The organism is Pseudonocardia sp. (assembly GCF_025965585.1).
Lineage (GTDB): Bacteria > Actinomycetota > Actinomycetes > Mycobacteriales > Pseudonocardiaceae > Pseudonocardia.
Genome location: NZ_JAOPWR010000244.1, coordinates 1 through 13,053, shown reverse-complemented (window position 1 = coordinate 13,053; position 13,053 = coordinate 1). Strand labels below are relative to the sequence as shown.

General features: G+C 71.8%; 17 protein-coding genes and 1 pseudogene. 11 read left to right on the top strand and 7 right to left on the bottom strand.

What is annotated here, in order from left to right; genetic code table 11:
• The 6 genes and pseudogenes from JWR81_RS15740 to JWR81_RS15715 form a co-directional block, all read right to left on the bottom strand.
• Window positions 1-548, bottom strand: a pseudogene (locus tag JWR81_RS15740) (hypothetical protein); the annotation flags it as partial.
• On the bottom strand, window positions 541-1,425 hold the full coding sequence (locus tag JWR81_RS15735; protein ID WP_297652331.1) for a MoxR family ATPase: 885 nt from the start codon (window positions 1,423-1,425) through the stop codon (window positions 541-543). The pseudogene JWR81_RS15740 and the gene JWR81_RS15735, both read right to left, overlap by 8 nt.
• Window positions 1,422-2,351 (bottom strand): XdhC family protein, encoded by a 930-nt coding sequence (locus JWR81_RS15730; RefSeq protein ID WP_297652328.1) that lies wholly within the window; start codon window positions 2,349-2,351, stop codon window positions 1,422-1,424. The genes JWR81_RS15735 and JWR81_RS15730 overlap by 4 nt, the downstream gene beginning before the upstream one ends.
• Window positions 2,352-2,365: 14 nt before the next feature.
• Complete coding sequence (locus JWR81_RS15725) at window positions 2,366-4,765, bottom strand: aerobic carbon-monoxide dehydrogenase large subunit (RefSeq protein ID WP_297652325.1); 2,400 nt, start codon at window positions 4,763-4,765, stop codon at window positions 2,366-2,368.
• Window positions 4,762-5,229 carry a (2Fe-2S)-binding protein gene (locus tag JWR81_RS15720; RefSeq protein ID WP_297652323.1) on the bottom strand — a complete coding sequence of 156 codons (468 nt, stop codon included), beginning with the start codon at window positions 5,227-5,229 and terminating at the stop codon, window positions 4,762-4,764. The genes JWR81_RS15725 and JWR81_RS15720 overlap by 4 nt, the downstream gene beginning before the upstream one ends.
• Before the next feature lies 1 nt (window position 5,230).
• Entirely contained in the window at window positions 5,231-6,112 is an 882-nt protein-coding gene (locus JWR81_RS15715) for a xanthine dehydrogenase family protein subunit M (RefSeq protein ID WP_297652337.1), read from the bottom strand.
• A 250-nt stretch (window positions 6,113-6,362) separates the two neighbouring features.
• Here JWR81_RS15715 and JWR81_RS15710 point away from each other — a divergent pair, with 250 nt between their 5' ends.
• From JWR81_RS15710 to JWR81_RS15660, 11 genes are all read left to right on the top strand, one after another.
• On the top strand, window positions 6,363-6,605 hold the full coding sequence (locus JWR81_RS15710) for a hypothetical protein (RefSeq protein WP_297652320.1): 243 nt from the start codon (window positions 6,363-6,365) through the stop codon (window positions 6,603-6,605).
• A gap of 21 nt (window positions 6,606-6,626) precedes the next feature.
• A complete protein-coding gene (locus JWR81_RS15705) occupies window positions 6,627-7,502 on the top strand; it encodes a xanthine dehydrogenase family protein subunit M (RefSeq protein WP_297652317.1) in 876 nt (291 codons plus the stop codon).
• 73 nt (window positions 7,503-7,575) lie between these two features.
• Complete coding sequence (locus JWR81_RS15700; protein ID WP_297652314.1) at window positions 7,576-8,097, top strand: (2Fe-2S)-binding protein; 522 nt, start codon at window positions 7,576-7,578, stop codon at window positions 8,095-8,097.
• A gap of 29 nt (window positions 8,098-8,126) precedes the next feature.
• Window positions 8,127-10,475 carry an aerobic carbon-monoxide dehydrogenase large subunit gene (locus JWR81_RS15695; RefSeq protein ID WP_297652334.1) on the top strand — a complete coding sequence of 783 codons (2,349 nt, stop codon included), beginning with the start codon at window positions 8,127-8,129 and terminating at the stop codon, window positions 10,473-10,475.
• A gap of 9 nt (window positions 10,476-10,484) precedes the next feature.
• The gene (locus JWR81_RS15690) at window positions 10,485-11,069 is read left to right on the top strand and encodes an SRPBCC family protein (RefSeq protein WP_297652311.1); all 585 of its coding nucleotides are present in this window, start codon (window positions 10,485-10,487) and stop codon (window positions 11,067-11,069) included.
• Between the two features lie 4 nt (window positions 11,070-11,073).
• Window positions 11,074-11,334 (top strand): hypothetical protein, encoded by a 261-nt coding sequence (locus JWR81_RS15685; protein WP_297652308.1) that lies wholly within the window; start codon window positions 11,074-11,076, stop codon window positions 11,332-11,334.
• Between the two features lie 10 nt (window positions 11,335-11,344).
• Window positions 11,345-11,572 carry a hypothetical protein gene (locus JWR81_RS15680; protein ID WP_297652305.1) on the top strand — a complete coding sequence of 76 codons (228 nt, stop codon included), beginning with the start codon at window positions 11,345-11,347 and terminating at the stop codon, window positions 11,570-11,572.
• Window positions 11,572-11,766: a DUF1059 domain-containing protein gene (locus JWR81_RS15675; RefSeq protein WP_297652302.1), complete on the top strand. Its 195-nt coding sequence runs from the start codon at window positions 11,572-11,574 to the stop codon at window positions 11,764-11,766. The genes JWR81_RS15680 and JWR81_RS15675 overlap by 1 nt, the downstream gene beginning before the upstream one ends.
• On the top strand, window positions 11,766-12,011 hold the full coding sequence (locus tag JWR81_RS15670) for a hypothetical protein (protein WP_297652299.1): 246 nt from the start codon (window positions 11,766-11,768) through the stop codon (window positions 12,009-12,011). Before JWR81_RS15675 ends, JWR81_RS15670 begins: the two co-directional genes overlap by 1 nt.
• Before the next feature lies 1 nt (window position 12,012).
• Window positions 12,013-12,321 (top strand): hypothetical protein, encoded by a 309-nt coding sequence (locus JWR81_RS15665; RefSeq protein WP_297652296.1) that lies wholly within the window; start codon window positions 12,013-12,015, stop codon window positions 12,319-12,321.
• Window positions 12,322-12,325: 4 nt separating this feature from the next.
• Complete coding sequence (locus JWR81_RS15660; protein WP_297652293.1) at window positions 12,326-12,676, top strand: hypothetical protein; 351 nt, start codon at window positions 12,326-12,328, stop codon at window positions 12,674-12,676.
• A gap of 62 nt (window positions 12,677-12,738) precedes the next feature.
• Here JWR81_RS15660 and JWR81_RS15655 read toward each other — a convergent pair.
• A partial coding sequence (locus JWR81_RS15655; protein WP_297652289.1) for a hypothetical protein occupies window positions 12,739-13,053 on the bottom strand: 315 nt, incomplete at its 5' end.

The window sequence follows — 13,053 nt, the reverse complement described above, 5'->3', positions numbered from 1 at the left end:
CGGTCGCCGTGGGCCGCGCGGGTGGTGCGCCGGGTGCGGCGCGGCGGTGTCGCGACGCGCAGGGCCCGCATCGCGTCGGCGAGGCGGACGAGCTCCTCGGCGGAGAGCTCGTCGAAGTCCCGGGCTGCGAGCCGTTCGGTGTCGGCGGCGACGGCGGGGCGAGCCACCTCCCGGCGCTCCTCCCGAGAGGTTTGCCCTGGTGCACCCGTCCGCACGGCGCCCCCGCCTGCCCGGTCGGTGCCCGGCGGCTCAGGGCCGGCGAGCGGTGGCGCCCCGGAGGCGGGCTCGGCGGTGTCGCCGCGGCGGCCCGCGGGGTCGTCCAGGCCGCCGAACACCAGCGCGAACACGCGGTCCAGCAGGGGGATCTGCTCGGGTCCGGACACCAGCGTCGCGAGCGCGCAGTCCCGCAGCCGGCGGGTGGTGGCCGGTGCGACGGTGACGACGGCCCGCGCGAACCGCTCGGCGCGATCCGGCCCCACGGCCAGGCCCGCGTCGCGGCAGGCGGCGCCGAACCGGGCCACCAGGCCCGCCAGATCCCCCTCAGCCACCGGCGATCAGCCCGGCCAGGCCCGTCGCGCGGGCCAGCCGCACGTCCTCGTCGTACTTGAGGACGGCGCCCAGCGTGCGGTCGGCCGCCGCCTCGTCCAGGTCCGCGACCCCGAGGACGTGCAACGCGGTGGTCCAGCTGATCGCCTCCGCCACGCCGGGCCGCTTCTGCAGCTCCAGGGTGCGCAGCCGGCCCACCGTGGCCGCGACCTGCCCGGCCAACCACCCTGCTGCGGCAGGTACCCGGCGACGCACGATCTCCTCCACACGTGCGACGTCGGGGTAGCCGATCCAGTGGTAGAGGCAGCGGCGCTTGAGCGCGTCGTGCAGGTCGCGGGTGCGGTTGGACGTCAGCACCGCCACGGGCGGCACGGTGGCGGCGACCGTGCCCAGCTCCGGGATCGTCACCGCGGCCTCGGCGAGCATCTCGAACAGGAACGCCTCGAACTCGTCGTCGGCGCGGTCGATCTCGTCGATCAGCAGCACCGCGGGCCGTGGCCCGGGGTGCTCGACGGCGGCGAGCAGGGGGCGGGCCAGCAGGTGCTCGCGGGTGAACAGGTCGGCGTCGCGGAGCTGGTCGCCGCGCGACTCGGCCAGCCGGATCGCGAGCAGCTGCCGCGGGTAGTTCCACTCGTAGAGCGACTCCGCGGCCGTCAGCCCCTCGTAGCACTGCAGCCGCAGCAGCGGGGTGTCGAGCACCTGGGCCAGCGCCTTCGCCGCCTGCGTCTTGCCGACGCCGGGCTCTCCCTCCAGCAGGATCGGCTGCGCGAGAGCGACGGCGAGGAACAGCGCGGTGGCCAGCGCGTCGTCGGCGAGGTAGCCGACACCGTCCAGGCCGGCGCGGAGGCCGTCGACGTCGGTGGGCAGGCCTTCCGTCACCGGCCGAACCGCCCGGGGTCGTCCAGGAAGGCCTGCCGGCAGCCGGTGCCGCAGAAGTACACGGCCTTCCCGCCGTACTGGGCGGAGATGCTGCTCGGGGTCACCGCCACGTCCATCCCGCACACGGGATCGGAGGCGATCTCCAGCCGGGGCGACGGCCACGGCTCGGGGGCCCCCTCGACCGGAGGGAGGGTGACCCGCGGCCGGTGCGCCACGATGTCGGCGAACACCGACAGCGCGATCTCCGCGGCCGTCCGCGCACCGATGTCGAGCCCGGCGGGCGCGTGGATGCGCGCCCGCTGCTCCTCGTCGACACCCAGGGCGGCGAGCTCGTCGAGCACCCCGGCCGAGCGGCGGCGGCTGGCCACCAACGCGACGTAGTCGACGCCCGCGGCGAGCGCCGCCCGCAGCACGGTGGCCTCGTCCCGGCCGTGCGACGCCACGACCACGGCCGACGTGTCGGAGGCGATCGGCGCGGACGGGTCGACGCCGGAGCGCACGTCCCAGTCCAGGGAGTGCCCGACCCGCGCCAGCGCCCGCGCGACCGGCGCCTCGCCGTACACCGAGACGAGGACCGGCGGGATCATCGCCTCCAGGAAGATCTCCAGAGTGCCGCCGGACAGGCACGGGTTGCCGACCGTGCGCACTCCCTCCTGCGCCGGCTCGTCCGCGTCCCCCGCGCGCGGGGTGATCCGCAGCAGCCCCGACTCGCCGGACTGCAGCAGCCGCAGGCTCTCCAGCCGCACGGTGGACTCCGCGCACACGCCTCCGACGAAGCCGTCGATCGTGCCGTCGGCCAGCACCAACGCGCAGTCACCCGGCTTGGCGCTGGTCGGGCGCTCGGCCCGCACCACCGTGGCCAGCACGAACGGGGTGCGGCCGGTGCGCAGCCCGTCCACCCGCGACAACATGTCCGCTCTGCTCATGTCCTCATCCGCCGTCAACCGATAGCCAGGTCGGTCCGGAGCGGCCGGCCCTGCAGGGCCCGCCACACCTGCGCCGGGGTCAGAGGCATGTCGGCGTGCCGCACCCCGATCGCGTCCAGAACCGCGTTCACCACCGCCGCGGGCGACCCCACGGTGGCCGACTCCCCCACACCCTTGGCCCCGATGGGATGGTGCGGCGAGGGCGTGACAGTCGCCCCGAGCTCCCAGGACGGGCACTCCAACGACGTCGGCAGCAGGTAGTCCATGAACGACGCGCCGAGGTGGTTGCCGTCGCCGTCGAAGGCCATCAGCTCCATCAGCGCCATCCCGATGCCGTCGGCGAGGCCGCCGTGCACCTGCCCCTCGACGATCGTCGTGTTGATCCGCACCCCGCAGTCGTCCACGGCGATGAAGCGGCGGACCTTCACCTGTCCGGTGCCCGGGTCCACGTCGACGACGCAGATGTAGGCGCCGAACGGGAACGTCAGGTTGGGCGGGTTGTAGACGCACGTGGCGTCCAGGTGCCCCTCGACGCCGTCGGGCAGCTCCAGGTCGGAGTGGGCGGCCATCGCGATCTCGCGGATCGTGACGACGGCGGCCTCGTCGCCCCGCACGTGGAACCGGCCCTTCACCCACTCCAGGTCGCCCGCGCTCACCTCGAGCATCGCCGCTGCGACGATCCGCGCCCGCTCCCGCACCTTGCGCGCGGCGAGCACCGCCGCCGCACCCGACACGGGGGTGGACCGGGAGCCGTAGGTGCCCAGGCCGAACGGGGTGCGGTCGGTGTCGCCCTGCACGACCTCGATGTCGTCGGGCGAGATCCCCAGCTCCTCGGACACGATCTGCGCGAACGTGGTCTCGTGCCCCTGGCCCTGCGACATGCACGACACCGCAAGCACCGCCGACCCGGTGGGGTGCACCCGCAGCTCGGCGCCGTCGGCCATGCCGAAGCCGAAGATGTCCATCATCTTGCGCGGCCCGGCCCCGACGGCCTCGGTGAAGAAGCTGATCCCGATGCCCATGACGGTGCCGCGCCCCGTGGCCTCGTAGGCGCGGCGGTGCTCGGCCTGCTCGCGGCGCAGCTCGTCGTAGCCCGCCATCTCCAGCGCGAGCCGCAGCGTGCGCGGGTAGTCGCCGGAGTCGTACTCCCAGCCGGTGGCGCAGCGGAACGGGAACTGCTCGGGGCGCAGCAGGTTGGCCATCCGCACCTCGGCGGGATCGCGCCCGAGGTCATGGGCGAGGACGTCGACCATCCGCTCGACGAGGTAGGACGCCTCGGTGATCCGGAACGAGCACGCGTACGCGACACCGCCGGGTGCCTTGTTCGTGTAGACGCCCGTGACGCGGCAGTGCGCCGCGGCCACGTCGTAGGAGCCGGTGAAGGTGTGGAAGAACCCGGCCGGGAACTTCGACGGCTGCGCGGTGCCGTTGAACGCGCCGTGGTCGGCGAGCACCCGCACCCGCAGGCCCTGGATGCGGCCGTCCGCGGTGGCGGCGATCTCGCCGCGCATGTGGTAATCGCGGGCGAACGACGTGGTCATGAGGTTCTCGGAGCGGTCCTCGGCCCACTTCACCGGGGCCCGGGTGATCATCGATCCGACGACCGAGCAGATGTAGCCCGGGTACATCCCGACCTTGTTGCCGAACCCGCCGCCGATGTCCGGCGCGATGATCTGGATCTTGTGCTCGGACAGCCCGGCGATCGACGCGTACATCGCGCGGTGCGCGTGCGGGGCCTGCGTGGTGGCGTACACGGTCAGCTTCCCGCTCACCGGGTCCATGCTCGCGACGATGCCGCAGGTCTCGAGCGGGGCGGGGTGCACGCGCGGGTAGAGCAGGTCGCACACGCTGACGTGGTCGGCGGCGGCGAACACCGCGTCGGTGGCGGCGGCGTCGCCCGCCTCCCAGTCGAAGATGTGGTTGTCGGTGCGGCCCGGGGTCTCGTCGCGCACCAGCGGGGCGTCGGGAGCCAGTGCCTGCCGCGCGTCGACGACAGGGGTGAGCGGCTCGTACCCGACGTCGATCAGGGCGAGGGCGTCACGCGCGGCGTACCGGTTCTCGGCGACGACGAACGCCACCTCCTGGCCCTGGTAGCGCACCTTGTCGGTGGCGAGCACCGCCTGCACGTCGTGCGAGAGCGTCGGCATCCAGGCGAGCCCGCGCGCGGCGAGCATCTCTCCGGTGATCACCGCGCGCACCAGCGGGTGCGACTCGGCCGCGCTCGTGTCGACCGAGACGATCCTGGCGTGCGCGTACGGGCTGCGCAGCACCGCGGCGTGCAGCATGCCGGGCAGCTGGATGTCGTCGACGAAGCGCCCGCTCCCGCGGACGAACCGCGCGTCCTCCTTGCGCAGCATCGATCCGTGCCCCATCGGGGTCGGGTGGTCCGAGGCCCGATCAGCGAGCGCCGTCATCGCAGCGACTCCTGCTCGGCGGCGTGCCGGATCGACCGGACGATGTTCTCGTAGCCGGTGCAGCGGCAGGTCAGGCCCGAGATGGCCGCGCGGATCTCCTCGTCGGACGGGTCGGGGTTGTGGTCGAGCAGCCAGCGCGACGTCAGCAGCATCGCGGGCGTGCAGAACCCGCACTGCAGCCCGTGGCACAGCGTGAACGACAGCTGGACCTGGTCGAGGCCGAACCGCCCCTCCAGCCCCTCGACGGTGCGCACCCTCCGGCCGGACGCCATCGCGGCGAGCACGGTGCAGGACTTGACCGGCACGTCGTCCATCCAGACCACGCAGGCACCGCAGTTGGACGTGTCGCAGCCCCAATGGGTGCCGGTGAGGCCCAGCTCGTCGCGCAGCAGGTGCACGAGCAGCAGTCGGGGCTCGACCTCGCGGGTGTGCTCGCGGCCGTTGACGCTGAGGGTGATCTGCACGTCAGACCACCCCCGCCCGCTCCACGGCGCGACGCAGCGCGCGGGTGGTGAGCTCGCCCGTGAGGTGGCGCTTGTAGTCGGCGGGGCCGCGCTGGTCGGCGGTCGGGCGGCAGTGCTGCGCGGCGAGCCGTCCGGCCTCGACGAAGTTCTCCTCGGTGGCCGGCCTCCCCCTCAGGAAGTCCTCCGCCTCGGCCGCCACGAAGTGCCGCGCGCCGACGGCCGCGAGCCCGATCCCGACCTCGACGACGACACCACCGTCCCCGACGGACACCGCGGCCGCGGCAGCGGCGACCGCCCAGTCGCCGGACCGGCGGTCGACCTTCACGTAGGCGCTGCCCCCGCCGGGCCCGGACGACCACAGCGGCACCTGCAGCTCGACGAGCACCTCGGCCGGACCGACGACCGTGTCGTACGGGCCGACGAAGAACTCCCGCATCGGCACGGTCCGTGTCGCATCCCCACCCCGGATGACGGCGACCGCGCGGAGCGCGCAGAACGCGCCCGAGAGGTCCTCCGACGGGTCGGCCTGGCAGACCGATCCCCCGACGGTGCCGCGGTTGCGCACCACGGGGTCGGCGATCACCCGCTCGGCGTCGTGCAGCATCGGCAGCAACGCCCCGACCTGGGCCGAGTCGAGCAGCTCGGCGTGGCGCACCATCGCCCCGATCCGCAGCCGGTCGCCCTCGACGCGGATCCCGGCGAGCTCCGTCAGGTCGTTGATGTCGACCAGCATCTCGGGCTGGGCCAGCCGCAGCTTCATCATCGGGATCAGGCTGTGGCCACCCGCGACCAGTCGGGTCTCGGGTCCGTGACGAGCCAGCAGCGCGATCGCGTGCTCGACGCTGGTGGCGCGCTGGTACTCGAAGTGGGCTGGGACCTGCATCACACTCCCGACGGTGGGTCCGGCCATCGTGGTCGCGTTCCCGGAACGGGACAAGACGTCTTAAGCCTTCGCTTAGGACGACTAGGTGTACGGGTGCGCCCGGGTGCAGCATGACGCCACTTGACACGCCACTCGGAACGCTGTGATGTTGCGCACCACACTGCGGGTGATCAACCCGGAGCGGTAGGTCGCGCTACGTGATGTTCACAGGGCGTGCCGGTTGACGTCGCGACGAGGCGAATGAGGACGAATGGCGATCGAGTCGAGCGGGCACAGCACGGGCAACCCGCGGATGTTCGAGCTCATCGAGAACGCCCCGAAGACGGGCAAGAGCCCCACGATCTGGGCCTGGCCGCAGATGACCGAGTACCTGAAGATCGCCGGCCAGCCGGTGGCCGGTCCGTGGCCGCCGCATCAGCAGCCCCGCCCCGATCCCGAGGACGAGGCGCTTCCCGTGGCAGTCGCCGAGCCCGAGCGCCGGCCGCAGGCCTAGAGCCGTACCGAGGAGAGATCGATGTACCCCTCCCGCTTCCGCTACGAGGCGCCACGCTCCCTCGAGGAGGCCTCCGCCCTGCTCACGCAGTTCGGCGACGAGGCGAAGGTGCTGGCCGGCGGCCAGAGCCTGGTCCCGCTGCTCAAGCTGCGCTTCGCCGCGCCGGAGCTGCTCGTCGACATCAACAACATCCCCGGGCTCGACCACCATCGCGAGGACGCCGACGGCACGCTGCGCATCGGCGCGCTGTGCCGGCACGTGGCGCTCGAGCGCTCGACGCTGCTGCCGGGCAAGCACCCGCTGATGGCCGCGGCCGCACCGCTCGTCGCCGACCCGATCGTGCGCAACCGCGGCACGCTCGTCGGCTCGCTTTGCCACTCCGACCCGCAGGGTGACTGGGCGTCGGTGCTGCTCGCGCTGGGCGGGTCGATCGTCGCGCTCGGGCCGAACGGCCGCCGGACGATCCCGGCCGCCGACTTCTCGCTGGGGCCGTTCCAGAACGCGCTGCTGCCGGGCGAGATCGCGATCGAGGCGGTCGTGCCCGCCGCGAAGGGCCAGGTGTCGGGCACCTACCTCAAGCTCGAGCGCCGCGTCGGGGACTTCGCCACGGCGGGCGTCGCCATCGCGCTCGAGACCTCCGCCGGCATCGTCATCCGCGCGGGCATCGCGCTCACCGGCGTCGGGGCCGGCAACCTCCAGGCCACGGCGGCGGAGCAGGCGCTGGTCGGCAGGCCCCTGAGCGAGGCCTCGATCGAGGAGGCGGCGCAACTGGCCGCCGAGACGGCCCGGCCCAAGAGCGACCACCGCGGCAGCGCGGCCTACAAGCGCCACGTGGTGGCGACGTTCGTCCGGCGCGGGCTCGCCCGTGAGTCGGCGCCCGAGGGAGTAGCCGCGTGAACGAGCTTGCGAGTTCCGCCGGCGACACAGCGAGTTCACGAATGCGGCCGACGAACGCCGGCGAGGAGGACTCATGAGTTACGGACAGTCGAGCATCGTCCGGGAGCTCGGCGCCGACGAGCGCCGGATCACGATCACGGTCAACGGCGAGAAGCGCGTCGTCGAGGTGGAGCCGCGGCTGCTGCTCGCCCACCTGCTGCGCGAGGGACTCGCGCTGACGGGCACCCACCTCGGCTGCGACACCACCAACTGCGGAGCGTGCACCGTGCTCGTGGACGGCGAGCCGGTGAAGTCCTGCACGATGCTCGCGGTGCAGGCCGACGGGCACGAGGTCACCACCGTCGAGGGGCTGGGCACGCCCAGCGAGCTCGACCCCGTGCAGGAGGGCTTCACGAAGGAGCACGCACTGCAGTGCGGGTTCTGCACCCCCGGGATGATGATGAGCTCCAAGGCCCTGCTCGACCGGAACCCGGACCCCTCCGAGGAGGAGGTCCGCTGGGCGCTCTCGGGCAACCTCTGCCGCTGCACCGGCTACCAGAACATCGTCAAGGCCGTGCTGTGGGCGGCCGAGAAGCGCAACGGTGGTGCCCGGTGACCGCACTGGACGAGGTCAAGATCGGCGGGATGGGCGCGAGCCGCCGGCGCGTCGAGGACAGCCGCTTCATCCGCGGCCGCGGCAACTACGTCGACGACGTCAAGCTGCCCGGCATGCTGCACATGGAGATCCTGCGCAGCCCGCTCGCGCACGCCCGGATCACGAGCATCGACACGAGCAAGGCCTGGGAGATCCCGGGCGTCCGGCTGGTGCTCACCGGCGAGATGATGGCCCAGCGCAACCTCGCCTGGATGCCCACGCTGTCCTACGACACCCAGGCCGTGCTCGCCACCGACAAGGTGCGCTTCCAGGGCCAGGAGGTGTGCGTCGTCGTCGCCGACGACCCGTACATCGCCAAGGACGGCTGCGAGGCCGTCGTCGTCGAGTACGAGCCGCTGCCGCCGATCGTCAACCCGATCCAGAGCAGGGCCGCGGACGCGCCGATCATCCGCGACGACAAGGAGGGGCAGGCCGACAACACCTGCTACCGCTGGGAGGTCGGCGACCGCGAGGCCACGGACCGCGCGTTCGCGCAGGCCGACGTCGTCTCGACGATGAAGCTGCACTATCCGCGCAGCCACCCGTCGCCCATCGAGTGCTGCGGCGCCGTGGCCGACTACAACGCCGCCACGCAGAAGCTCACGGTCTTCATGACCACGCAGGCGCCGCACATCATCCGCGCCGCGTTCGCCCTGGTCACGGAGCTGCCCGAGCACATGATCCGGATCATCTCGCCGGACATCGGAGGCGGGTTCGGCAACAAGGTGCCCGTGTACCCGGGCTATGTCGCGGCCACACTGTCCTCGATCCTGCTCGGCAAGCCGGTGAAGTGGATCGAGGACAAGACCGGCAACCTGATCTCCACCGGGTTCGGCCGCGACATGTATCTCGACGCCGAGATGGCGCTGCGCTCAGACGGCAAGATCCTCGCCGTCCGGATGCACGCCGACACCGACCAGGGCGCGTTCTTCTCCGACGCCCAGCCCAGCAAGTTCAAGATCGGGCTGATGCACTCGGCGTTCGCCTGCTACGACATCGGCACCGGCCACATCACCGCCCGGGGCCACTACACCAACAAGGCGCCCGGCGGCGTCGCCTACCGGTGCTCGTTCCGCGTCACCGAGGCGATGTTCTTCCAGGAACGCATGATGCAGGCGGCGGCCACGGACCTGGGCATGGACCAGGCCGAGTTCCGCCGGCGCAACCTGCTGCCCGACGACGCGTTCCCCGCGCGCACGCCGTTCGGGTTCCTCGTCGACTCCGGGCAGTACGGCAAGTGCCTGCAGATCGGCCTGGACGCCATCGGCTACGACGACTTCAAGCGTGAGCAGGCCGAGGCCCTCAAGCGGGGCCGGCGCCTCGGCATCGGCATCTCGACGATGACCGAGCCGCTCGGGGCCGGCAACAGCCGCGAGTACGACATCCTCGGCATCAAGATGTTCGACTCCGCCGAGCTGCGGGTGCACATGACCGGCAAGGCGATCCTGCGGGTCGGGGCCAAGAGCCAGGGCCAGGGCCACGAGACGACGTGGGGCCAGATCGTCAGCCACGAGCTCGGCATCCCCGCCGCCGACGTGATCGTCGAGGAGGGCGACACCGACACCGCGCCGTTCGGCATGGGCACCTACGCCTCGCGCTCGACGCCGGTGGCCGGGGCCGCCATCGCGATGGTCTCGCGCAAGATCCGGGCCAAGGCGCGCAAGCTCGCCGCGCACCTGCTGGAGGTCTCGGAGGAGGACGTCGAGTGGGAGCTCGGCCGGTTCTACGTCCGTGGTGCTCCCGAGCGCGGCGCCACGATCCAGGAGTGCGCGATGGCCGCGTACTCCAACATGCCCGACGGCATGGAGCCCGGCCTGGAGAACAACGCCTACTACGACCCGCCCAACCTGACCTGGCCGTTCGCCTGCTACATCGCGACCGTCGAGGTCGACCCGGAGACCGGCACCTGGGACGTGCTGCGCTTCGTGGCCGTCGACGACTGCGGCGTGCGGATCAACCCGATGATCGTCGAGGGCCAGATCATGGGCGGGCTCACCGAGGCCTACGCCGCGGCGAACATGCAGTTCCAGACCTACGACGCCGAGGGCAACATGGTCGGCTCGAACTACATGGACTACCTACTGCCCACGGCCTGGGAGACGCCCGGGTTCGAGCTGCACGAGGTGGTCACCCCCTGCCCGCACCACCCGCTCGGCGCCAAGGGCGTCGGCGAGTGCGCCACCGTCGGCGGCCCGGCAGCATACGTCAACGCCGTGCTCGACGCACTGGGCGACACGGGCGTACGCAACATCGACATGCCGCTGCTGCCCGACCGCGTCTGGCAGGCCGTCCAGGACGGCCAGGACGTGTCCGGCGCGCCGCCCTTCCGGCAGGACTGAGGGACCGACATGATCATCAACAGCGAGTTCCAGGTGGCTGCACCGGTCGACAAGGTGTGGGACTACATGCTCGACGTCCCGAACCTCGCCCCGTGCCTGCCCGGCGCCGAGCTGGTCGGGGATGACGGCAACGGCACCTACGACGGCAAGGTCGTGGCTCGGCTGGGCCCGGTGAAGCTGAACTTCAGCGGCAAGGCGCGGATCACCTCCGCCGACGAGGCCTCCCACCGGCTCGTCCTGGACGCGTCCGGCTCGGAGGACACGGGCAAGGGCACCGCCGCCATGACGATCACCGCGACGCTCGTGCCCGGGGCCCGCGGCACCACCGTGAAGGTGGACCAGGATCTGCAGATCTCCGGGGCCGCGGCGCAGTTCGGCCGCGGCATGATCGCCGACGTCACCAGCGTGCTCATGAGGAGCTTCGCCGACTGCCTGCAGTACAACATCGACAACCAGGGCCGGGGCGGCGGCACGACCGTCGCGGTGCGCGCGGCCAAGCCGGCCAGCGGGCTCGCGATCGGCGTGCAGGCCACGCTGATGGCGCTCAAGCGCGTGTTCGCGCGCTTCTTCCTGCCCTACGACCGGAACAGGTGACCCGATGGTGCTCTGGTGGATCGGCAACGCCGTCCTGCTGTTCGTCGTCCTGCCGGTGGTGATCGCCCTCCTCAACCGCGTGCTCTCCGCGGTGGAACGCATCCGCGCCGCGGCCGACGACATCCTGACCCACGGGGTCGAGCTCACGGTCGAGCTGAACGACGTGCCGGCACTGCTGGCCACGACCGACGCCACGGTGAAGCAGGTCGCCGTCGGGGCGACCAGGTACGCGGGCAGCGTCGCGGCGCTGCTCCCGGCGAAGTAGGAGGAGAGTCATGCCGGCTGTCGCCTGGGTCACGATCGTGATCGCCGTCCTGATCATCGCCGTCACGGCGGTCGGGCTGCTGCGGGTGGTCCTGCACCTGCGCCACGTGCACTTCACCCTCGGTTCCGTCGTCGTCGGGGTGCGGGCGATCGCCCACCAGACGCGCACGGTGCCGGTGGTGGTCCCCTCGGTCAACGCCAACCTGGCCCCGGTCCGGGCCTGGACGGAGACGGTGTGATGAAGGAGTTCGACTGCAGGACGGCGGGCAGCCCGTGCCACGCCGCCGTCACCGCCACCGACGACCGCGACCTGCAGCAGCAGATCTCGGCGCACCTGAAGGCCGTGCACGGGATCGAGCCCAACGAGACGCTGATGAGCTACCTCGTCTCCACATCACGAGATTCGGCTGCACGTGAGAAGGGAGGCGCGTGATGGTGCCCTTCGGATGGACCCTCGGCCTGATCATCGGCCTGGTCGTCGTCGTGGTCGTCGTCGCGCTGGTGACGCCGATCCTGGTGCTGGCCTACAAGATCGGCACCCAGGCCCGCGAGATCGACGAGGCACTGGGTCGGGCCAGGACGAACACCGCGGGCCTCGCCGGCCTCAACGAGACCATCGACCACGCCACCGTGATCATCGGTGGCCTGCAGCGCGGTCGCGCGCGGCTGGGAGGCTGAGGTGCTGTCCGACGGAGAGATCACGTACTGGACGGTGATCCTGGTGCTCGGCGCCGTGGTCATCGTCGCGGTGGTGGTGCTGCTCAGCATGCTCATCGCGTTCGTCAAGCGGATCGACGCGGCCACGACGTCGATCGGCGGCACGCTCACCGACATCACCGGGAACACGGCCGACGCGGCCATGATCCCGACCGTCGGCGACGGTCTCGACCTCGTGCTCGCCGAGGGCCTGCAGCACCACCTGTTCCTGGGCCGCGTTGTCGACAGCATCCCCACCCCCGCCGCCTCCACCCACGCCGAAAGGGTGTGACGACGTGCTGATCGTCCTGACCGTCGTCGAGATCGTCGTGCTGATCGCGGGCCTGGCGTTCTTCCTGTATTGGACCGGCAGCCTGCTGGGCCGGATCGCCACCACGCTCGAGGCCGGCGACGGGCTCGTCGAGCAGATCGTCGACGACGCCACCGTGATCCGCCCGGGCCTGAAGCACATCAACGCCACCGGTGGCCGGGTGGCGGGCGCGCTCCCGCTGCTCTACGGGTACGCGGAGCAGATCATCGCCAAGGTGAGCCCCAACCCCGACCGGCCCGCGGTGGCCCGCCCGGCGTCGGGCCGGCGTCGTTCCCGCATCCACGAGACCGTCGGGTACAGCCCCTCCGGGCGCTGAAGTACGCGTGGGATGAACGTGGTGGGGCTACTACGCAGGAGCCGAACCCCACCGCGTTCATCTCACGCGTCGCTCGGCCGGTGCGGGGGCAGCGGGGCGGTGTTGGGGGCGTCCTTGTACTCGCCGATCCACTCCGCCCGCCACTCGTTGTCGTACTGCTGCTCGTTGCAGAACGGGTGGTAGACCGCCACCAGCTCCTTCGCGATCATCTCGCGGTGCCCGCGGTTGCCGCCGGGTACTTCGAGGAACGCGATGTGCACCTTCCACTTCGAGCCCGCGCGCTTCACCCAGCACGGCGAGCGCTTGTGCCGGAACGGGAGGCCCTCGGCCGCGAGGTCGTCGGCGTGCCCGACGTAGATCACCGCGTACTTCTCGGG

Excerpts from the sequence above, each read along its gene's own strand:
- JWR81_RS15715 (WP_297652337.1), bottom strand. The coding sequence starts at position 6,112 with ATGCAGGTCCCAGCCCACTTCGAGTACCAGCGCGCCACCAGCGTCGAG.
- JWR81_RS15685 (WP_297652308.1), top strand. The coding sequence starts at position 11,074 with ATGGTGCTCTGGTGGATCGGCAACGCCGTCCTGCTGTTCGTCGTCCTG.
- JWR81_RS15705 (WP_297652317.1), top strand. The coding sequence starts at position 6,627 with ATGTACCCCTCCCGCTTCCGCTACGAGGCGCCACGCTCCCTCGAGGAG.
- JWR81_RS15700 (WP_297652314.1), top strand. The coding sequence starts at position 7,576 with ATGAGTTACGGACAGTCGAGCATCGTCCGGGAGCTCGGCGCCGACGAG.
- JWR81_RS15675 (WP_297652302.1), top strand. The coding sequence starts at position 11,572 with ATGAAGGAGTTCGACTGCAGGACGGCGGGCAGCCCGTGCCACGCCGCC.
- JWR81_RS15710 (WP_297652320.1), top strand. The coding sequence starts at position 6,363 with ATGGCGATCGAGTCGAGCGGGCACAGCACGGGCAACCCGCGGATGTTC.
- JWR81_RS15730 (WP_297652328.1), bottom strand. The coding sequence starts at position 2,351 with ATGAGCAGAGCGGACATGTTGTCGCGGGTGGACGGGCTGCGCACCGGC.
- JWR81_RS15725 (WP_297652325.1), bottom strand. The coding sequence starts at position 4,765 with ATGACGGCGCTCGCTGATCGGGCCTCGGACCACCCGACCCCGATGGGG.
- JWR81_RS15690 (WP_297652311.1), top strand. The coding sequence starts at position 10,485 with ATGATCATCAACAGCGAGTTCCAGGTGGCTGCACCGGTCGACAAGGTG.
- JWR81_RS15695 (WP_297652334.1), top strand. The coding sequence starts at position 8,127 with ATGGGCGCGAGCCGCCGGCGCGTCGAGGACAGCCGCTTCATCCGCGGC.
- JWR81_RS15670 (WP_297652299.1), top strand. The coding sequence starts at position 11,766 with ATGGTGCCCTTCGGATGGACCCTCGGCCTGATCATCGGCCTGGTCGTC.
- JWR81_RS15680 (WP_297652305.1), top strand. The coding sequence starts at position 11,345 with ATGCCGGCTGTCGCCTGGGTCACGATCGTGATCGCCGTCCTGATCATC.